The organism is Bifidobacterium saguini DSM 23967, from assembly GCF_000741715.1.
GTDB classification, from domain to species: Bacteria; Actinomycetota; Actinomycetes; order Actinomycetales; family Bifidobacteriaceae; genus Bifidobacterium; species Bifidobacterium saguini.
Map to the genome: position 1 here is coordinate 24,665 of NZ_JGZN01000011.1, position 21,666 is coordinate 46,330.

Sequence of the window (21,666 nt, forward strand, 5' to 3'; positions counted from 1 at the left end):
CCATTAGCATAAACCTGAAAACATTCTTTGTCAAATTGTTATATAGCAGGTATTAGATAGCTAATAAACATTGCAATTCCAACGATTATCAACCAGTAAGCGCCTTTTGCGACACGCGGAAATGATTTTATCTAGTAAAGACTCTTCAGTAGAACAGCAGCATGAGCGGCGCCGCCAACACCATTGTTGACGGCATTCCACTCATCACAGCGTCAACGATAGTTATCCCAGAGGGGTGAAGGGAAAATCAGCGCTTCAAATTTCAGCCATTCATCATACAAATCCACGGGAGGCTGACGCATCCAACGCAGCTGAGTTCCATCCATAGCCTCAATGCACAGACGAACTATCGGCTTCATGGAATCCTCCCACGAGCCCAGTTGAGAAGGAATCACCCACGGATAACGGCAATAATGATCCCAAACCGCTTCCGGACGATTCTCGAAGTACTCGAACAACGGATGCTCGGGGCTGAACGCCTCGGATTCAAGGCTCATGTACAAGCGCACCAATTCGCGCCGCTGCGCGTTATACCGAACCAAATACCTCAGATATGAGGGGAATAGCAGACGATTGGGGTCACTGCCCGGCAATCCTGATTGCATAAAGTCGTCAGGCGTGCCATATGTATCGTAATTGTCGGTGATAAGCATCGACAGCAGGCCTTCTTTATTGCCGATATAATGCAACAGGCCCGGCTGGCTCATGCCTACCGCATCAGCCACGTCTTTTAGGGATGTGCCATAATAGCCCTTCTCCCCCACCAGACGTACTGCGGCTTGCGCAATCTCGCTGCGCCTTTCCTCGGGACTTTTACGCACCCTCTTCTGCTTCGCTGCTACCATGCGAGCCATTATATCGAATGTTTATTCGATAAGCGTCATTCTCTACAAAAAGATGTGGCTCTCCTTAGACCGAGGAGAGCCACAAAGTCAGCTTTCAATCGTCAACTACAGACGAACAAGCTCGCCACCGTCCGCCGCCTGTTTGACGGCGTTCAGCACTTCCAATGTTTTAATCGCATCCTCAGGAGTGACCAGCGGCTCCTCCTCTGCACGAATCACACGCTCGAAATGCTTCAGTTGCAAACGGTGCGGCAGTCCTTCGCGCACGCCCTGCACCTCGCATACGAACGGCTTGGTCCAATCGCTCACGCCACCGGCATGAGAGAACAGGTGCAAGCGCGGCAGGGAAAGCGAGGCCTTGGTGCCCATGATGTAGTAGGCGTCGGTGTCATATGGGGCAAAGAATGGATTCTCGCGCGCGGTGGATTCCCAATTCCACGGGCTGGCCGCCGAATCAGACAAGGTAATGGTACCCAATGTGCCGTTGGCGAATCGCACGGTGGCCACAGCGGAATCCTCCACTTCGAAGCCACGCGCCGAATTTGCGGACATGCCTTGGATTTCCACCGGCTCGCCGATGAGATAGCGCATGAGATCCACATCGTGCACCATGTTCACCAGAATCGGTCCCGCGCCTTTTTGCCTGCGCCACGGAATGTCATAGTAGGTATCCGGCTTGTACAGGTTGTACAGGATTGCAACGGTCACGATTGTGCCGAGTGCACCAGATTCGATGATTTCCTTGGCACGGCGAACCTTGGGATTATGGCGGCGATGCTGGCCCACCAGCACCGGTACGCCGGAGGCACGTGCTTCGTCGGCAAACGCGCGGGCGTCATCCAAATCATCGCTGATCGGCTTCTCCACCAAGGTCGGAATGCCACGCTTTACGGTTTCGCGGGCCATCGGCACATGCAGATGGTTCGGGGATGCGATGACCACACCATCCAGTGCGGTGCATTCCAGCATTTCCTTATAATCAGCGAACCACGGCACTCCGGCATCCTTGGCCACTTGCTCGGTGGCGGGTACCGGATCGGCGATAGCCACCAATCGCGCGTCGGCATCGTCCTGAATGTAACGGATATGGTCGCGTCCCATAGCGCCTGCGCCAATAACGGCCAGTCGAAGTTGTTCTGTCATCATTGCTCCTTAATTGACACTTCTTTACTTCCTCACCGGCATCATCGTGCCGGCTTTCTTAACGTGGGCGGCAAGCAGCAGCACAATCACCAAGCCAAGTACGGTGATGCCGGCAGCCGCATAGAACGCGATGCGGTATCCGTAAGCTTCGGAGTGCAGGCCGGTGGCTAAGCGGGGACCAATCCATGCGCCGAGCGCATAGCCGAGGAACATGATGCCGTAATTGACACCAAGATGCTTGGTACCGAAAGTTTCACCGGTCAACGGCGGATAGATCACCAGCAGTGCGCCGAATGCGAAGCCGAGCACAATCACGCAGATCATGAAGAACACAGCGTTATAGGCGAACGACATGGCAATCATGGCGAGCGCGGTGACTACCAGCATGAGCGATAGGCATTTGAATGCGCCGAACTTGTCATACAGTGCACCGAACGTCAGGCGGCCTAGGAAATTGGAGATGGTGGAGATGGATACAGCCATTGCGCCGAATGCGGCCGCGGTCATGGTACCCACAGCTCCAACATGCTCCTGTGAGATGGAGGAGACGGCACCCACGAGCATGGTGCCAGAGGATGCCGCCATAGCATAGACGGCGAGCAGAATGTAGAAGCGCGGCGAGGCGAGCATGGCTTTGAAATCAAAGCTTCCATCATCGCCGGCCTTGGTCGAAGCAGCAGCTGCCGGCTTGTCGGCGACTGGCGGCTCCCAACCCTTGGGGCGGTAGTCTGCCGGAGCTGGATGCACGAACAGCGAGCCCAAGGTGATGGTCACCCAGAAGGTGACGCCGAGAATCTTCAGCGCATTGGATACGCCGAATGCACTGGACAGGGCGTTGGCCACCGGAGCAAGCGTAGCCGGTCCGATGGCAGCTGCGGCCAAGAGGATGCCGGATGCTTTGCCTCGAATATCCGGGAACCAGCGCTGTGCGGTGGTGAGCGCCGGGTTGTACACCAAACCGTTGCCCACAGCTGCAATCAAACCGTGGCAGATATACAGCATTGGCAGACTGTCGGCAATGCCGGTCAGGAACCAACCGAGACCGAAGACGAAACCGCCGACGAGCATGACTGTACGCGGGCCGAATTTATCGGAGATGCGCCCGGAGAAGATGCCGGTGACGGCCATAACCGTCTGGAAAATAGAGTATGAGAGGCTGACTTCGGCGGGCGTCCACCCGTGTTGTTCGGAAAGCGGGTTCAGGAAGACACTGAACAGTGCAATGGAGGCCACGAAGAACATGACCACGAATGCGGCAGACAAGACGCCGTAACGGTTGGGCTCATGTTTGGCAGCCGCATTGGAGCCGGAAACTGCTGTAAGGGAAGTCATTAAACAATCCTTTCTGCGCTGTGGTGGAATTGCGATCCAAGCGTTGACTTTGGTGGGGTGGATTACAGCAGTCCGCGCTGCTTCAGGGAATTGATGGCGAACTGACGGCGGCCGCCCGGCTTGGGTGTGAGATCTCCCATCATGAGATGGAATCCGCCGTCTACGCTGATTTCATCGCCGTTGACGAAGTCGGAGCGCTTGGATGCGAGGAACGCCACTGCATTGGCGATATCCTGAACTTCGCCGATACGGCGGGATGCAATCAATCGTTCGCGCTCTTCGGTCACCTTGGGGTCGGCGTAGAAGGATGCGCTCATCGGCGTTTTAACGAAGCATGGGCATACGCAGTTGGAACGAATGCCAAACGGTCCCCATTCCGCGGCGATCATTTTTGAGAGCATGCCAAGGCCGGCTTTGGCGCATGAATAGGCACCGGAGAAGGTTTCCGGCGAATGCGAGGCCACGGTAGAGATGTGCACAATGCGTCCGGTCTTATGCTCCAGCATCACTTTGCCGAAGGCTTGCGAAAGAATGAATGCACCAGTCAGATTCACATTGATGACATCCTTCCAATCGGAAAGCGGCAGATCTTCCAACGGAGCGAAACGCAGAATACCAACCGTATTGACGAGCACATCTACAGTGCCGAAATCCTCAACGACCTTATTTTTAAGAATCTCCACATCATCGGCATCGGAAACGTCGCAACCGTAGCCTCGCGCTTCAACACCATATTCGTCGGCAAGTTGCGCTGCATATGCGGCAGTATGTTCTTCGCTGATATCAACCAATGTCAATCGGGCTCCGGCGTGAGCCAGCTCGGCTGCAATAGCGGTACCCATGCCGCCTACCGCTCCGATGACTACGCATACATCACCGGATAATCCCAGCCAACTATTGTCTTTGTGCTCCTCCATGAGCGAACCTCCTGTGTTCGATCACTGTTGTCAGCGCACGCCACCGTGCGCTTATGTGCCAGGCTCGGCCGCATCCTCATTGATACTGCCGGGCTTGGTAGCTGCGATGCTAAACTTTGCCCCGAGGGTAAGGTCAAATTCACAAGGGTGACAAAGGAGTGTCATCAATGCGCGATGATGATGAGCTGCTGACCATCGGCGAAGTCTCCAAGCTTGATGGCACCAGCGCCAAAGCGTTGCGCTATTACGATGCACACGGCATTTTGACGCCTTTTGCAACCGACTCGCGTACTGGCTACCGGTATTACACGCCCGATCAGATGCTGGAAATGGATGTGATTCGACTGTGTCTGGACGCTGGCATGCCGTTGGAGTCTATTGAATCCTTCCGCGCGAAGGACGGCATGCTTGATTGGCGTGCGCTGATGGAAACCGGGCGTGAACGGGTGGCACGGGAAATCACACGCTTGCGCACCTTGGAGACGAGCCTCAATGATTATTTGGGCGAAGTGACGCGTAAAGCTCGCACACCTGCCGATGGCATCGTATGCTCAGATCTGCCACCCACATGGATGCTAGGCAAGCCTTGGCCGTTTTTTGGCGGTTCATTCCAGTTGAAACCGTATTTGAGGGCGATGACCGCGCTGCGTGCGGCCGTGCATGAGGCTGGATTGCCGAGGCTTTTGCGACGAGGCATTCTGGTGGACCTTTTGGAGCATAAGGCATACGCCTATCAGCAGTTCGAAGCTGACGCTCCAGATGCATCCGCATCATCAAACTCATCGCATGATGGCCACAGCGTCTCCGCCACCGAATCGTGCGGTTCGGATAATGCCGTTGATTTCGAATTCGACTCTTCATTGACCGTTTTCCATCCCACGGGAGGGCCGGCAGAAGGTCAGGTCATCGAACGGGAATCCTTAACCGCATGCTTCGATGAAGCGCTCACAATGGCCACGAAACTTGATTCCAATGAATGGCGGCATGTCACCATCTGCGAGATCTGGGGCAGTCATACGCCGGAAGGCTCAATGCGAGTACGCTACACCCGGCACCATTGCGATGCCGGGCGCATGTAGGAATCCGTATTACTCCTGGAAGACGTCCGGGTGATTCGGATCGCCGGGGATGTCCGCGAGCAGACCTTCGAGCCCCAGGAATTCCTTCCAGAATTCAAGCGGCTGGCCATACGGCGAAGCCTGACGACCGTGAGCTTGAATATTGGCCTTGGCCTCGTACACTTCTTCTTCGGTGATGCCGTCGAAGTAGCTTTCGAGTCGTTCACGGTTCTCCGGCACGTAGAACAGCGAGGAGACGATTTCCGTCAGACGTTCCGCACGCTCGATCGGCAGCGAGTCCCAGTGGCGCAGTTCCACGAAGTTCTTCAAGCGCACATCATTGAAGTGCGTGGAAATGATGTGGTTGATCTCGTATGGGTTGAGCTCACGATCCGGGTACACGTCGCCGGCGTTCTCACGGAAGGCCGGACGATGCAGCTCTTTCGGGCTGGCTCCGGAAGCCACAGCTTCGGGTGTATGCGTCAAATCGGCGAACATCAATGGCGTGGAGAGCACATCAATCGCGTAATCCTCCCAGCCAAATCGCGGGTCAAAGAGCCCCGGAATCACATTGGTGCGCTGGAAGTCAAGGTAGTCCCACATGCGCTGGCGCAGCAGCGGCCACGGGTTCGGTTCGCCTTCAAAGTATGGGGTATTGCGGAAGAAGTATGCCAAAATCGGGCCGATCACCGTGCCCAAACGCATCTTCTCGATGGCATCATGCTCATCCACAAAGTCGATGCTGACCTGCGTGGAGGCAGAGCAACGCATCATGCATGGGCCGAACTGGCCAACGCGGCCTAGATAGTCGGTCATTGCATCGTAACGGTCCTTGGGATTCACCGGCACATCGGCGAAGCTTGACTTGGGCTGGTAGCCATAGTTGACCAAGCGGAAGTCGAGATCCTCCAGAATCGGATCTACTTCGCGGCGGAACTTGGTATACAGGGTAATCAGATCACTCGGCTTTTTCAGGATGCCGATGGAGGTTTCCACCTGGCCACCAGGCTCCAAAGAAACCGAGACCCCCGGGCGCCCCAGACCTACCAGATGACCGTTCTCCCAATACTCCTTCTCTTCGTCATAGTAAGGAGCGAGTCGTTTGAGCAGCGTCTCAATACCATTCGGCTCGTAATAGCTGACGGCGGTATCGCTGCCGTTATGCACCGGCAGATGCTCGATTTCCACACCGAATCCACCCGTGCCTCGCTGGGCGCGGCCGCTTTCGAAGAACTTCAGCAGGCTTTCGACATGCTTGGGGTTCGGCTTGGCAAGCAAATGCGCATAACTAATCCTCGGAGTAACCATAATCGGTATGGTAAGCGAGACAGGCTCTGGCCGCGCCCGAATGCCCGCCAATCGGCTATATGAAAAACCGATAGCGAGCACTATGCAATTCGGCGGCGTTGAACCCACAACACCCCCGAAAATATCTCAATAGATTTTCCGCTATACTTACTACTTTGTAAAGTTTATTTACATATATCGGCAACGTAGCTGATTACGACGTCCCTGCATCACCTCTTTGTCCATCTCGATTACCCGCATCTCACACAGTAAGGAAGCTCCTATCACGCGGGCCACAGCAATGTTGCATTCGATCTACACGCAGAGGACGCCCACACGAAAGGAAGAAGACATGTCACTGCCCACTTCTGGGCATGGCCCTAAAACCATTGCGGCAGTAGTCGCTTTGGGAACTGCGCTCGCCTTCGCCACACCAACGGCGGCATTTGCGCAGCAAACCACCTCCACCAAGGATTCCTCCAAGGGCACCACCTACTACGTGTCATCCGAACACGGTAGCGACGACAATGCCGGCACCAGCCAGAAGAGCCCGTGGAAGACACTCAACAAAGTTAACGAAATCGCTTCCGATCTTGAACCTGGCGACAGCGTTCTGCTGGAGTACGGTTCCGAGTTCAATGATCAATGGCTGCATATCCACGATACAGCCGGCACCCCGGATGCTCCGATCACCATTTCCGCCTATGGCGATGAAGCTGAAGGCAAGCCGCTTATCGCCTCCAATGGCGTGGAAGGCAGCCAATGGTACCAGGATTACCGTGCGAACGTAGGCAACCATAAGACCCGAGGCACCGTATCCACAACGTTGCTGCTCAAGGACGTCTCATATATTACGGTCTCGAATCTGGAGATCACCAACGATGATGAGAGCGTTTACGATCCCATCGATACCTGGCAGTGGACCGACACCGCCGACGCAGACGGCACGAGCCTTGACCGCAGCGCCGATCGTATGGATCGCACCGGTGTGGCCGGCATCGCCGAAAACGGCAGCACGATGAGCCACGTCACACTCGACAACCTCAACATCCACGACGTGGACGGCAACCTGTACAACAAGCACATGGCCAACGGTGGCATCTACTTCATGGCCCACCTGCCCAAAGAGCGCACTTCGGCCGCCGACGATGCATGGCTCAAGGAACATGTCTCTCGCTTCGATCACATCACCATTCGCAACAGCACCGTCAAGGATGTTGACCGTTGGGGCATCGCCGTGGGATACACCGCGTACCTCAACTACATCGATAAGTCGTCCAGGTGGCAGAACGACTTCGATTACGGCGACGGCACCATCGATGATGATCTGATCGCCAAATACGGCGCAACGAACGTGCTGATTGAAAACAACACGATCATCGGCGCTGGCGGCGACGCCATCACCACCATGTACTGCGACCGTCCGGTCATTCAGCACAACGTCGGCGATCGCGTCTCCAAGCACATCAATTCGGTTGATTACACGGCGAACGTGCTCAACAACACTGGTAACGCGGGCGTTGGCTATGGTCGAGTCGCTGCCGGCATCTGGCCGTGGCGTTGCAAGGATCCTGTGTTCCAGTACAACGAAGTGTACTCGAATCTCAACGCCGACCACGGCAATGGAGACGGCCAGGCATGGGATGCCGACTATGGCGACGGCACTCTGTACCAGTACAACTATTCGTACGGCAACAGCTTCGCTTCGCTGATGATCTGCAACTGGAAGGCCGTCAACACGACGTTCCGCTACAACATCTCGCAAAACGATAAGCGTGGCGTGTTCGATCTGCCCTCCAACGGCCCGGGCAACCACATCTACAACAATACTGTTTACGTAGATGCCGATAGCCGCGTGCTGACCACCCGCTCCAATTCGCAGGCACAGTTCGAGAACAACATCTTCATCAACGCGACCGACGAGAAGAAGACCGAAGAGTGGAACATCGGCGGCTACTACGGTGGTCAGGTGTACGACAACAACCTGTACGTCAACTATGCGAATACGCCGGCTTCCGACGCCAATGCCATTGTTGCCGATGATGTGGCCGACGTGCTCGAAGACGCTGGTTCCGCGCCGACTGCCGCACAGGCTTCCGGTGCCGAATACTCCCGCAAGGGCAGCACTACCGTGTTCGATGGCTACAAGCCGACCACCAACTCCCCTGCGATCAACGCAGGCAAGGTTGTCTCCGATCTCAATGATTACGCAGTAGAGCATGATTTCTTCGGCAACACCATCAAGGGCAAGCCTGATCTGGGTGCCGTAGAAAGCGGCGTGGCCTCGGCCTCAATGACCTCTTCGAAGTACGAGACAACAACCGTTGACGGCACGAAGGTCATGTACGTGACCTTCACCGACAAAAATCCGGTGACCGTCAAGAAGCTGCTGTCCAACGTTTCCGCTGATACCGGTGCGGACAAGGCCGTCTACCGCAAGTCCACCGGAGTGCTCAAGCAACTGTTCTCTCTGCTGGCTGGTTCGGATGCGGCATTGACCAAGCTCGACAATAATGAAGCCATTCAGGAGGGCGATATTCTGCGCTTCTCTGTCGATGGTTCGACGGCAACCGATGACTACACGATTGTGCAGCGCATCAACTGGGATTGGGTCGCCGATTACGAGCAGGGCACTGCCGACCATGATTGGAAGGCACAACGTCAGACCAGTGCAGGCGGCGCTTGGCAGACCATCACCACGTACGACAGTGACTGGCCGCAGACCAGCTACAACCAGTGGTATGGCGTGGGCTTGGATTACGACGCCTTCAACACCAATGGTCATAAGCTGCCGGCTTCCGATCAGCGTGGCTCCATCCACGGTCTTATTGCCGAGGATCCAGCCACTGCAGGCGGTGCTGCAATGGCTTGGAAGGCTCCGGAATCCGGCACGGTGAAGGTGTCCATCAAGGATGACGAACCGTATCTGCGCCAAACCGGCAACAATGGCAAGGCCATGACGTTGAAGCTCATGCATAACGACAAGGAAATCTGCTCGGCCGACCTGACCGTCTCCAAGCAGCAGTCCACTGACTTCGCACAGTGCGTCGCACAGCATGGCACCATCACCGTCAATGAGGGCGATTGGATTCGCATCACCGCCGATGCCGAAACCGGCATGACAAAGTCGTCCGCGCATATCAGCCCTGTCATCTCCTATGAAGATGTTGAGCCACCTGCTGAAGCTGAAGCCAAGCAGTACACGGTTTCCTACGATTCCGTAGCGGCAACCGTGGGTGCCGAGGCCAAGGCAGTGGCCGCGTTCACCAAAGACGGCAAGACGGTCAACGCTCCGGCTGGCGTCACGTATGCCATTGCCGGCGAGAGCGATGGTGTGACCATTGACGAGAACAGTGGTGTGGCTACGTTGACTCCTTCCGCCGACCAGTACGGCGCAACCGTCACCCGAACGGTGACCGTTACGTATGCGGATGGTTCTTCCACCACCACTACCGTCACGTTCACTGTGGCTCAGTCGTACGCACAGCGTTATGACGTGCGCTACACGAATGTTGCGATGAACGCGGGCTCCACCGCATCCACTCGCGCACCTCGCTTCTTCGTCAAGTCTGATGGCGCTGCGGCCGCTAAGCCGGAAGGCACTGTTTTCGCTCTTGACGGCAGCGTTGAGGGAGCAAGCATCGACACTGAAACCGGTGCAGTGACGTTCACAGCCGGCGCTGTTTCCGGAACTGTGTCGGTACCGGTCACCGTGACCTATCCGGGTACGCAGGGTGCTACGAGCACCAGCGTGACGTTTACCGTCAAGCAGCCGGCCGCTCTCAGCTCGTCCGAGCTGGAAACCGGTACTGCCAATGGCGTCAAGGTCATGTATGTGCCGATTGCCGCCGACAGTCCGATGAGCGTTGCCCAGCTGCTTGCCAAGGTGAAGACCGATCCGGCTAACGCCGATAAGGCCGTCTACCGCAACGGTGAGGCTCTTGATGGCACTGCCAACCTCGCGGCCGGCGATGTGCTGCGCATCTCCATTGCTGGTTCCACCGTGGCTGACGAGTATGTGGTGACTGCGAAGACCAGCTGGAACTGGGTCAATGATTTCAAGATCAACGAACAGGGCCCCATCTGGTACGGCCAGCGTCAGACTGCCAAAGACGGCGAATGGACTAACATCTCCGGCTTTGACGGCACGTATCCGAACTGGATGTACGAAACCTACTATGGCCCAGGCGTCGATTATGCCAACCATGATCTGCCTGCCGACCGCAGCGCCATCCACGGTCTGATCAGCGACTCCCCTGCTTCCGCAGGTGGTGCCGCGATGGCTTGGAAGGCGCCGAAGTCCGGCACGGTGAAGGTGTCCATCAAGGATGACGAACCGTACCTGCGTCAGGATAACAACAACGGCAAAGCTCTCACGTTGAAGCTGATGCACAATGATGAGGAAATCTGCTCGGCTGATCTCACCGTTTCCAAGCAGCAGTCCACTGACTTCGCACAGTGCGTTGCCGAACATGGCACCATCACCATCAGCGAAGGCGATTGGATTCGTATCACTGCTGAAGCTGCGAGTGGCATGAGCAGGCCGTCCGCGCACATCAGCCCGGTTATTGACTATGTGGCTGGAGAAACTCCGAAGCCGGAAGTCAATAAGGATGAGCTTCAGACTGAGTATGAGAAGGCTCTGCAGTTTGATGAGTCGAAATACACGGCGGATTCCTGGGCTGATTTCAAGGCAGCCCGTGATGCCGCCAAGGTGACGCTCGATAACGCCGATGCTTCTCAGGAGGATGTCAACACCGCGCTGAAGACACTCAAGGCAGCCATTGAATCCCTCGAGGAGGAAAAGCAGCCGGAGCCCGAGCCGGAGCCGAAGCTCAACGAACAGTATGAGCCTTCCTACCCGACCACTGTGGAAGCAACGGTTGGTAAGGAAGCCACTGCCGAGGTGTCGTTCGTCAAGGATGGTGAAGCAGCCGAGGCTCCCCAGGGCACCGCGTATGCCGTGGCTGGTGATGGTTTCACCGTGGCTAAGAACGGTACGGTGACCTTCACTCCGAGCGAAGCCGACTACGGTCAGTCCCGTACGGCGCAAGTCACTGTTACCTACAGTGATGGCACCACGGACACCGCTACGGTGGTGTTCAAGGTGGCAGACAAGGCAGTGACGCCGGACCCGGATCCTGACCCGACGCCAGACCCGGATCCTACCCCAACTCCGGACCCGGACAATAAGCCAACGCAGCCGACTGACAAGCCCACGACCAAGCCGACCGACACCAAGAAGCCGACTATCAGCGATACCGGCTCCAATGTCGCCGCGGCAGCCATCGCGGTTGTACTGACCACGCTTGCCGGTCTCAGCCTTGCAACGGTTGCCCGTCGCCGCAAGTAATCGCATCATGCAGGTGGCCAATATCGCATAATCGACGGCGGTCACCTGCATGACCGGCAAACCTGTCCGCCACGGGGCTTTCGCGGATCATTCCACGAAAGCCCCGTTTCTTATATCACTTACTTCCAAGGAATACAGTTAGCATGAATCGCATGAACCATCAGCACCATGTCATCATCGGCATTATCGCAGCCCTGCTCGTTATAGCACTAGCGGCAGGATTGGCCATTGCCTATGTTGCGCGCTCCGGCACCAATGCCGGCAATCATGCGGATATCAATGATGCATCGACCTCAGCCAGCGGTTTTCCCACCATCACATTTGGCAAAACCGTTATCGAACAACAGGAATACGTTAAAGCAATGAAAACGCAGCGCGCAGCCGCGCTGAACCATTTCAAGCAACAATACGATGTGAGCCTCAGTTCTGCCGGCTGGACCGGCGACTACGACGGCGAAATCCCTTATCAGTGGCTCGCCAAACAAACCATTGAAACGCTGAAAAGGCGCCACGCCGCTTATCTCATCGGAGTGGAACAAGGACTTGTGGATGATGATTCATATGCCGCCATCGTGCAGCGCATGAAGAACGTCAACCAGGGCAACGCCTCCGCCAAGGCCAACGGGAACATCGTATATGGTCGAACAACGTTTGATATTGACTCATATATCAGTTACGAGGTCAGTGCATTAAAGAACAGCTACACCAGCAACGATTCCAACCCGGATATGTCGTTAAGCGACGAAGACGTGCAAGCCTATTACGACGCCCATGATTGGACACTCGAAGGAGTGGAGGGCAAAGCCCCGCTCGATGAGATACGCGGCAACGTCAAAGCCCAAATGCGTTCCGAACGATATGACGCCTTAGTGCAATCCAAGGCTGATGCAATCGCTGTCACCATAGCGTGGAAAAAGCTATACAATTTCACGCTTCAGAAAGTTGCCTGATTATGTGTTGGGCCCCGCCACTGAACAGTGGCGGGGCCCAACACATAGTGTATGCATAGTGCTATCAGTCAGCGGAGGTGAATCCCTGCGGCTCTCCCGCTTCTGAGAACTTCGCCAGATGGGCTTTCTTCGCGGCTGCAATCATCAGCTTGATGCGGTTGAGCTGGTTCGCCTCGGAGGCACCCGGATCATAGTCGATGGAGACAATGTTGGCTTCCGGATGCAGTCGGCGAATCTTACCGAACATGCCGCGGCCGGTCACATGGTTCGGCAGGCAGGCGAACGGCTGCGCGCAAATCACATTCGGGCAGCCCTGTTCGATAAGTTCCAGAATCTCAGCCGTAAGCAGCCAGCCTTCGCCGGCCTGTACGCCGATGGAGGTGACTTCGCCGGCCTTCTGAACGAGTTCAGGCATTGGATCATCCTGCTTGAACTTGCCATGAGCCAGCGCAATGGCCTTCTTGATCGGCGCATTGTACATGTCAAGGCCCCAGCGCATCAGTGCGTACAGCTGCTGGTTGCCGCCCATGCCGAGGTTCTTCTCGTTCCAGTCGGTGATATAGGGGCGGGTGGTCATGAATTCCATGATGCCGGGCACCACGGCCTCGCAATCCTGCGATTCGATGACGTCCACCACATGATTGTTCGCATCAGGCTGGTACTTGACCAAGATCTCGCCCACCACTCCGACGCGCACCTTGCGCGGGATATTCTTAAGCGGCAACGCATCGAAGCTCTTCACGATCTCCTTGGCGAGCGTGCCGTACGGCAGGTAGCCCTTCTTGAGCCACGGGGTCTTGGCCGCGGTCTTGGAGAAGCCGTGATGCTCGATGGTTTCGCGCACAATGGTGTCCCACTGCTCGTAGAGCTTGTTGGCAGAGCCCTGCTCGGCTTCATACGGACGCACGCGGTACAGGCATTTCATCAGCAGATCGCCGAGAATCAGTGCCTTGATGGCGCGATGCAGCAACGGCACCGTGGCCTTGAAGCCTGGATTGTCTTCCAAACCCTGAGTCGAGATGGCGATGACCGGAATCTGCGGGTACCCGGCATCAATCAAAGCCTTGCGAATCAGACCGAAGTAGTTGGTTGCACGGCACATGCCACCAGTTTGGGTGATGGCGAGGCACACTTTATCCGGATCGTATTTGCCCTGCTGAATGGCGTCGATCAGCTGACCGATCACCATGATGGCCGGGTAGCAGGCATCATTGTTCACGTATTTCAAGCCGGTTTCCACGTCGTCGCGGGAAGCGTGCTTCAAAATATCGAACTTATAGCCACCGGAACGGATCACGGATTCCACGAGCGAGAAATGAATCGGGCTCATCTGCGGGGCCACGATGGTGTAGTCGTGCTTCATGTTCTTCAGGAACTTCTGGCGATGGGCGTAGCGGCTCATCGTGGCATTGTTATGCGCGTTCTTCTTGGCCTTGCCCTGCTGGTCGACGGTGCCATTCGAGCCGGCGAGCACGTTCTTGGCGTTCACTGCCTCTGTGAGATCACGCTGTGCGGCCTTCTTGGAAGCCTCACGCATGGCTTTGGTGAGCTTCGGGTTGGCTGCCATTGTGGTGTCAAGCAGCACCTGACGGCCTGGAGTTGGTGCCTTGGAGCCGGTTTTGCGGAAGCCCATCGGCTTGGGACCAGCGGCCGGCTGGGTTTCAGCCTGCTCGGCCTTGACCTTGGCTTCGGCGGCTTCGACTGCGGCCTGTGCTTCGGCGAGCGCAGCCTTGGCTGCGGCCAAATCAGCTTCGGCCTTCTCCTTGGCGGCTTCGCGAGCCTTGGCGGCGGCTTCATCTTCCGCTTGAGCTGCGGCGTCGGCGAGTGCCGTCTGCCTGCTCGCAGTCTGCACTGCGGCAGCTTCGCGGGCCTTGTTCGCCTCACGCTCCTCGACTGCGGCTTTGAGCGAACGCAGTCGAATCTTGGCGGCACCAAGGTTGGAGACTTCGTCAATCTTGAGCAGCGTGTACACGTCGGCCTTGTCGGCGAGGATTTCAGCCACCTGATCGGTGGTGATGGCGTCGAGGCCGCAGCCGAACGAGTTGAGCTGCACGAGCTCGAGCCCCAGATAGGAAGCTACGAAGTGTGCCGCCGCGTACAGGCGGGAGTGGTATGCCCACTGATTAGTGACGCGCAACGGCATCTTGGTGACCGTGCGATCGCCAACGTGACGGAATCCTGCCGCGTTCTTGGCGCGCGGATCGGATTCGCCTTCCGAAAGGAATGCAGTGAGGTTGAGCTTCTCCCCCGGCTGTAGTTCACAGATGGAATCCTCGGAAAGCACCACCATGCCGAGCGAGCAGATGGTTTCCGGGATGCCGTGGTTGATTTCGGGATCGATGTGGTATGGACGACCTGCGAGCACGATGCCTCGGCAGCCGTGTTCCTTCATATAGGCAAGCGCGGCGAGGCCTTCCTGCTGCACGTCATGCTTGAAAACCTTATCTTCGGCATAGGCGGCCTTGACTGCGGTTTCAGCTTCCTCGCGGGTCACGTTGGCCCACGCGAATTCCTCAACGATGCGGTCCACCATGAGTTCATGGTTGGCAAGGTTGAAGTACGGGTGCATGTAGCGCACGTCCGGGTCGCGCAACTCAGGCATGTTCGCACCAACAACCAACGGATAGTTGGCCACCACCGGGCAGTTGTAGTGATTGTCGGTGTTGGGGACCAGATTGTCCTCGTAGCTTACGCACGGGTAGAAGATGGTCTTTACACCCTTGTTGAGCAGCCACTTGATGTGGCCGTGCACCAGTTTCGCTGGATAGCAAATGTTCTCAGAGGCGATCGATTCGATGCCCGTCTCGAACAGCTCGTGCGAGCTGCGGCCGGAAATCATGACCTTGAAGCCGAGTGAGGTGAGGAGTGTGAACCAGAACGGGTAGTTCTCGTACATGTTGAGCGCACGCGGAATACCGATTTCGCCGCGGGTGGCCTTTTTGTCGGTCAGGCGGCGGTAGGCGAAGCAGCGCTTGTACTTGTAGTCGTAGAGGTTCGGGCGGTCGGAACGCTTCTTCTTGGCGTCGCCGCCGCGTTCGCAGCGGTTGCCGGTCACGAAACGGGAACCATCGGAGAACGTGGTGATGGTGAGCTTGCAGTGGTTCTGGCATAGCTTGCACACGTCACGCTCGGTGGTCATCGACATGTTGTCGAGCGCTTCGCCGGTCAGAATGGAGCTGGCGGTGTGTGCCACACCGTCCACAATCACGGTATGGGTTTCCGACTCGGCTGCAGCAGCGGTTTTCTTGAAACCTTCAGCCTGAGTGTCGTTGGTCGGCTGAGTTTCTTCTTCGCTGCCGTCAGCCTTGACCACTGCATCCAGATGGTCATCCTCATCCTGATAGTGCATACGGGCGGTCAGAGCAGCGCCGAATGCACCCATCAAGCCAGCAATATTAGGACGGGTGACCTCACGCTCAGTCAAGAGTTCGAATGCTCGCAGCACGGCATCGTTCAGGAACGTGCCACCCTGCACCACCACAGTGTCACCAAGCTCGCCGGAATCACGCAGCTTAATGACCTTATACAGTGCGTTGCGCACCACGGAATAACACAGGCCAGCCGCGATATCTTCAATCGAGGCGCCTTCCTTCTGCGCCTGCTTGACTGAGGAGTTCATGAACACGGTGCAACGGGAGCCCAGATCCACCGGATGCGTGGATGCGAGCGCCTTCTGCGTGAATTCCTGAATCGTCAAGCCCATTGACATGGCAAAGGTTTGCAGGAACGAGCCGCAACCGGAAGAGCAAGCTTCGTTGACGGCGATGGAATCAATCACACCATCAGTGATGGCAAGATACTTCATATCCTGGCCACCGATATCAATGACGGCGGTGACACCGGGGCTCACCATTTCGGCACCGCGATAGTGGGCCATAGTTTCCACCACACCCTCATCCAAGTGCAGGCCGGTGGTGATCAAGCCTTCACCGTAGCCGGTGGCGCAGGAGCGCGCAATCCACGCGCCTTCAGGCAGTTCAGATTGAATCTTCTTGACGATACTGATGGCCGCGGTCAGCGGGCTGCCTTCATTGTTGGCATAGCTGGACCAAACGATTTCGCGATCGTCGTTGACAAGCGTTGCCTTGATGGTGGTGGAACCTGCATCAATGCCCAGGAAGTGCGGACCATGAGCGCCTTCAAGCGTACCGATGTGGATGTGTTCCTTATGGTGGCGCTTGTTGAACGCTTCGCGGTCGGCTTCGGTGGGGAACAGTGGCGGCATGGTGGGCGTATTGGAAGGCAGGTTTTCCAACTCTTCCAAACGCTTCAGGATTTCCGCACAGGTGTGCGCCTCGAAATGATGGCCTTCATCGTCAGCATCGATATCCGCCTGCAATGCGGCACCATAGGCTACATACAGGTGTGCGTTGATGGGCACGATGAATTCGTCCACCTTGCCTTCAAGTGCGCGCTGGAATGCGGCGCGTAGTTCGGACATGAAGAACAGCGGACCACCGAGGAATATCACAGTGCCGTGAATCGGGCGGCCGGATGCGAGGCCGGCGATGGTTTGCGTAGCAACTGCGGTGAAAATGGATGCTGCAAGGTCCGGCTTGGCAGCACCATCGTTAATCAGCGGCTGCAAATCGGTTTTGGCGAACACGCCACAGCGTGATGCGATCGGATACAGGTTCTCGTAGCTCTTGGCCATCTCGTTGAGGCCGGCCGCATCAGTGTCCAGCAGCGTGGACATCTGATCGATGAATGCACCGGTGCCGCCAGCGCAGGAACCATTCATGCGCTGCTCGGGGGTGGGCTTCAAATAGGTGATCTTGGCGTCTTCGCCGCCGAGTTCGATGATAACGTCCGCCTGCGGGTATTCCTTATCGATGGCTTCGGTTTCGGCGATGACCTCTTGGATGAACGGCACATGCATGTTGTCGGCCAGCGCCAGACCGCCGGAGCCGGTGATGGCCAGACGAATCGGCTCATCACCGCGACCGAGCTCTTCAAGCTTCTTGTGAATGTCTACGAGCAGGCCAGCCACGGTGGCACGCACATTGGCGTGGTGGCGGCGATAGTCGGAGAACAGGGTGGATTTGAGGGAATCAGACTGGTCAAGCACTACGGCCTTGACCGTGGTGGATCCAATATCCAGTCCCACGCGCAACGGCTTGACGGTCTTCGGAGCCGCCGCGCTGGCGTTTGCGGTGTCCGTGGTGCCCTCAGTCACGTTCGATGCGGTATCAACCATGTATTCCTCTTAGCTTCGGCCTCCGGGATGGTGCTTTGCCCCCTCAGGCACCATGAAACCGTCTCGGACGGCTGGCAGGCACCCTGCGGACGGCTTCGCCCGGCTACTTCTTTGGGTTAGCTTAGTCTGACCACCTGCCCAACATGACACTCCTCATCGTGATTTCGCTCACGGAAAGCATGTTTCCCAACACTTTTCAAGATATTGCCGGTGTCATACACACAATATTCATAAGTCCTAGGAGGCCTGCGAGCCTTCACCAGCTTCGCGGTCCTTCAGGTAGATTTCGGGGATGTCGCGTTCCTGATCGTGAAGCTTGGCCCAAATGACGGGTTTGCCGGCTTCGAAGGACTTCGGCACATCGAGAATACGCTGGTTCTTTGAGCCTCGGAATTGCAGTAAGGAATCTTTTTGGTCTTTGAGGTAGCGGCCATCGACCAGAATGTCGATGAGTTTCAGGAGCTCCATCTTGTCTTCGGTCTCCCCCGGGCGCATCAGTTCCTCCCAGGTGTATCCGGTCCAAGACCAGATGTCTTTGGTGCGGCCGAATTCCGTGCGGATGCGCTGCGCAAGTGGCACGAGCACGGGGGTATTCAGGAATGGTTCGCCACCGAGGAATGTGATGCCTTGCACCCAAGGGGCTTTGAGATCTTCGATGATTTTGTCTTCGAGTTTCTGCGTGTATTCGTGTCCGGCTTGGAAGTCCCAGATAGAGGAGTTGAAGCAGTCAACGCAGTGGAATGGGCAACCGGAGACATACAGGGAGTTGCGCACGCCTTCACCATCGGTAACGATAAAGGTCTTATAGTCGGCGATCATGCGCTTGGACATACGCCGTCCATCCCATTGGCCGGCCTTGGGATCGTTGGCCAGTCCGTTGGAGGGAACGGAAGGCCCACGCCCGGTCTCTCCCGCCGCAAAATCATGACGCTTGGGCTCACGCGCCGCGATCTGCTGAAACTCCGACATGTCCACCTCCATATTTGCCGAAAACACGCAGGCTCCCCTCCCTGAGGGGAGCTGTCAGCGAAGCTGGCTGAGGGGAGCTTCGCGGAGTGTAACTGCTACTCCCCTCAGTCGCCTATGGCGACAGCTCCCCTCAGGGAGGGGAGCCGACTAACGTACAGACTTTACTTGGCCTCTTCGAACCATTCGCGGGTGGTGCCGTCGTTCAGGGTCACATGACCGGTTTCACCGCTCATGTGCTTGACGCGGTGGGCGATTTCCTCGTGGCGTCCGTGCACCATCGGGCGCTGAACCGGGCTGCCGAGGTAGCCACAGGTGCGCTTGGTCACGTTGCACTTGTCCGGATCGGAGTTGCCGCACTCCGGGCACTTGAAACCTTCCTCAGTGGGCTCGAAATCACCCTGGAAGCCACACACGAAGCAGTGGTCAATCGGAGTGTTGGTGCCGAGGTAGCCAATACCGATGTTGTAGGCGTAATCCCACACGGCTTCGAGAGCCTTCGGATTGTCCTGCAGGCACGGGTACTCGCAGTAGTTGATGAAGCCACCGGAAGCGTAGTACGGGAAGTCCTTCTCGTAGTTGAGCTTCTCCATCGGGGTCGGCTGCAGCCACACCGGATAGTGGAAGGAGTTGGTGTAGAAGTCGTGATCGGTCACGCCTTCGATGCGGCCAAACTTCTCGCGGTCCATGCGGTTGAAGCGATCGGTCAAAGACTCAGCCGGGGTGGAGTACACGGAGTAGTGGTAGCCCTCGGCCTTGCTCCACTGCTTGCACAGCTCGTTCATACGCTTGACGATGGAGAGCGCGAATTCCTTGCCTTCCGGATCCCAGCCGTGGTCGCGAATCCAGTTCTTGCCGTAGAAGACGGCAGTGGTTTCAGCCAAACCGATGTAGCCAAGAGACACGGTGGCGCGCTCGTTCTTGAACAGCTGGTCCACGTTGTCGTTGGCACCAAGACGACCGAATGCACCGAAGCGGAACAGTGTCGGAGCGTTGACCGGGGTGGCTTCCTTGCAACGCATGATGCGGAACTGCAGAGCCTGGTGAGCCACTTCCATACGCTCGTTGAACAGCTTCCAGAAGCGTTCCTTGTCGCCGTGAGATTCGATGGCGATGCGCGGCACGTTCACGGTGACCACACCGAGGTTCATACGGCCGTCTTCCTCATCCTTGCCGGTTTCCGGGTTAATCCAACCCTGCAGGAAGGAACGGCAGCCCATCGGGGCCTTGAAGGAGCCGGTGATCTTAATGATGTTCTCATAGAACACCACGTCCGGGTACATGCGCTTGGTAGCGGATTCGAGAGCGAGCTGCTTCAAGTCGTAGTTCGGGTCGCTCGGGTCGCAGTTCACACCACGCTTGATGGTGAACACCAGCTTCGGGAAGATGGCGGTGTGGTGTTCCTTGCCGAGTCCGCGAATACGGTTCAGCAGGATGGCACGCTGAATCTCACGGGAGAACCAATCGGTACCGAGACCGAAGCCCACGGTGACGAACGGGGTCTGGCCGTTGGAGACTCGGTTGGAGTTGATTTGGTACTCCATAGTCTGCATAGCGTCGTAAATGGCCTTGCGAGTACGAATCTTGGCGAGGATTTCACGCTCCTGCTCAAGTTCGTCAACGTCCGTGTGGAACGGAACATCCATCGGCAGCGGTGCTCGGTTACCGAAGTGCAGCTTGGAAGGCTCGTTCTTCTTGGCGTTCTCCACCTGGCGGCGAGCGAACTCGACCGGCATACCGTCCGGAATGGTTTCGCGAGCTTCCTCGAGGAACTTCTCATAGTCCTTGCGCGCATACTGGGCCAGGTGCTCGTCCGCACGGTTAGCGGTCTGGCCACCATATTGGCTGGAAGCCACATCCTTCATGATCTGGGTGATCTGGGTGGCCGCAATGGCAATGGACTTCGGGGAAGCCATCGGAGCGTTACCCAAGGTGAAACCATTGGCCAACATATCCCAGAAGTTCGGCAGAGAGCAGTTGGACTGCGCGGTGAACGGGGAGTAATCGGCATCGTGGAAGTGGATGTCGCCCTTCATATGCGCGTTGGAAACGGCAGGCGGCAGCATATTGAATGCGGCAGCCTTGGACACAGCACCGGCCAGCAAATCACGCTGGGTAGCGTAGACGTTGGAGTCCTTGTTGGCATTCTCATGAATCAGCGAAGGATCATGGTTCATGAAGCGAGCCACAGCCTCATTCACGTCGGTGGCCTTGGCACGCTGAATATCCTTATCCAGACGGTAGTTCGTGTAAGCACGAGCCACGTCGTACAGGTGAGCGCTGATGAGCGCGTGCTCAACGAGGTTCTGGATGTCTTCAATCTTGGCAGGGCCGGCATAACGCTCTTTGATTTCGCCTTCAACCTGATTGGCAAAGCCGCGAATCATGGCCTCTTCTTCCGGGCCGACTTCCTTATCCAAATCCTTGAAGGCGGACTTGACCGCAGAGATGATGTTGATCGGATCGAAATCGACCACGCGACCATCACGCTTTTCCACGAGCACCACGCCACCACGAACAGCGCCTCTCGCCTCATGCTTGGTGGCGGTCTCCTCCATCACCTGTGCGCCCATCGGGCACCCCTTTCGTCTCTAACAATCTTTTCAACAACCACTTAT

11 protein-coding genes are annotated in these 21,666 nt (G+C 56.8%); 3 read left to right on the forward strand and 8 right to left on the reverse strand.

Features of this window, described 5'->3' with window-relative positions:
• Positions 1-212: 212 nt before the first annotated feature.
• The 4 genes from BISA_RS08185 to BISA_RS08200 form a co-directional block, all read right to left on the reverse strand.
• Positions 213-845: a TetR/AcrR family transcriptional regulator gene (locus BISA_RS08185; protein ID WP_033891387.1), complete on the reverse strand. Its 633-nt coding sequence runs from the start codon at positions 843-845 to the stop codon at positions 213-215.
• A gap of 105 nt (positions 846-950) precedes the next feature.
• The gene (locus BISA_RS08190; protein ID WP_237746122.1) at positions 951-1,991 is read right to left on the reverse strand and encodes a Gfo/Idh/MocA family protein; all 1,041 of its coding nucleotides are present in this window, start codon (positions 1,989-1,991) and stop codon (positions 951-953) included.
• Between the two features lie 21 nt (positions 1,992-2,012).
• Positions 2,013-3,320, reverse strand: coding sequence for an L-lactate MFS transporter (locus BISA_RS08195; RefSeq protein WP_033891346.1), 1,308 nt, complete (start codon positions 3,318-3,320; stop codon positions 2,013-2,015).
• Between the two features lie 62 nt (positions 3,321-3,382).
• Positions 3,383-4,237: an SDR family NAD(P)-dependent oxidoreductase gene (locus BISA_RS08200; protein WP_033891347.1), complete on the reverse strand. Its 855-nt coding sequence runs from the start codon at positions 4,235-4,237 to the stop codon at positions 3,383-3,385.
• A 167-nt stretch (positions 4,238-4,404) separates the two neighbouring features.
• Here BISA_RS08200 and BISA_RS08205 point away from each other — a divergent pair, with 167 nt between their 5' ends.
• Positions 4,405-5,316 carry a MerR family transcriptional regulator gene (locus BISA_RS08205; protein ID WP_033891348.1) on the forward strand — a complete coding sequence of 304 codons (912 nt, stop codon included), beginning with the start codon at positions 4,405-4,407 and terminating at the stop codon, positions 5,314-5,316.
• A gap of 9 nt (positions 5,317-5,325) precedes the next feature.
• Here the strand turns inward: BISA_RS08205 and BISA_RS08210 are convergent, their stop codons facing one another.
• Positions 5,326-6,603, reverse strand: coding sequence for a glutamate-cysteine ligase family protein (locus BISA_RS08210; protein ID WP_033891349.1), 1,278 nt, complete (start codon positions 6,601-6,603; stop codon positions 5,326-5,328).
• Positions 6,604-6,934: 331 nt separating this feature from the next.
• Between BISA_RS08210 and lnbX the strand changes: the two genes are divergently transcribed.
• Entirely contained in the window at positions 6,935-11,935 is a 5,001-nt protein-coding gene (gene lnbX / locus BISA_RS12285; protein ID WP_081890074.1) for a lacto-N-biosidase, read from the forward strand.
• A gap of 143 nt (positions 11,936-12,078) precedes the next feature.
• Positions 12,079-12,885 (forward strand): lacto-N-biosidase chaperone LnbY, encoded by an 807-nt coding sequence (lnbY, locus tag BISA_RS08220; RefSeq protein ID WP_051917424.1) that lies wholly within the window; start codon positions 12,079-12,081, stop codon positions 12,883-12,885.
• A gap of 64 nt (positions 12,886-12,949) precedes the next feature.
• On the opposite strand, the gene BISA_RS08225 is transcribed toward lnbY, so the two are convergent.
• From BISA_RS08225 to nrdD, 3 genes are all read right to left on the reverse strand, one after another.
• On the reverse strand, positions 12,950-18,082 hold the full coding sequence (locus BISA_RS08225) for an acyl-CoA dehydratase activase-related protein (RefSeq protein WP_033891350.1): 5,133 nt from the start codon (positions 18,080-18,082) through the stop codon (positions 12,950-12,952).
• A 237-nt stretch (positions 18,083-18,319) separates the two neighbouring features.
• Positions 18,320-19,051 (reverse strand): anaerobic ribonucleoside-triphosphate reductase activating protein, encoded by a 732-nt coding sequence (gene nrdG, locus BISA_RS08230; protein ID WP_081890075.1) that lies wholly within the window; start codon positions 19,049-19,051, stop codon positions 18,320-18,322.
• Between the two features lie 161 nt (positions 19,052-19,212).
• The gene (gene nrdD / locus BISA_RS08235; RefSeq protein ID WP_033891351.1) at positions 19,213-21,621 is read right to left on the reverse strand and encodes an anaerobic ribonucleoside-triphosphate reductase; all 2,409 of its coding nucleotides are present in this window, start codon (positions 21,619-21,621) and stop codon (positions 19,213-19,215) included.
• Between the last annotated feature and the right edge of the window lie 45 nt (positions 21,622-21,666).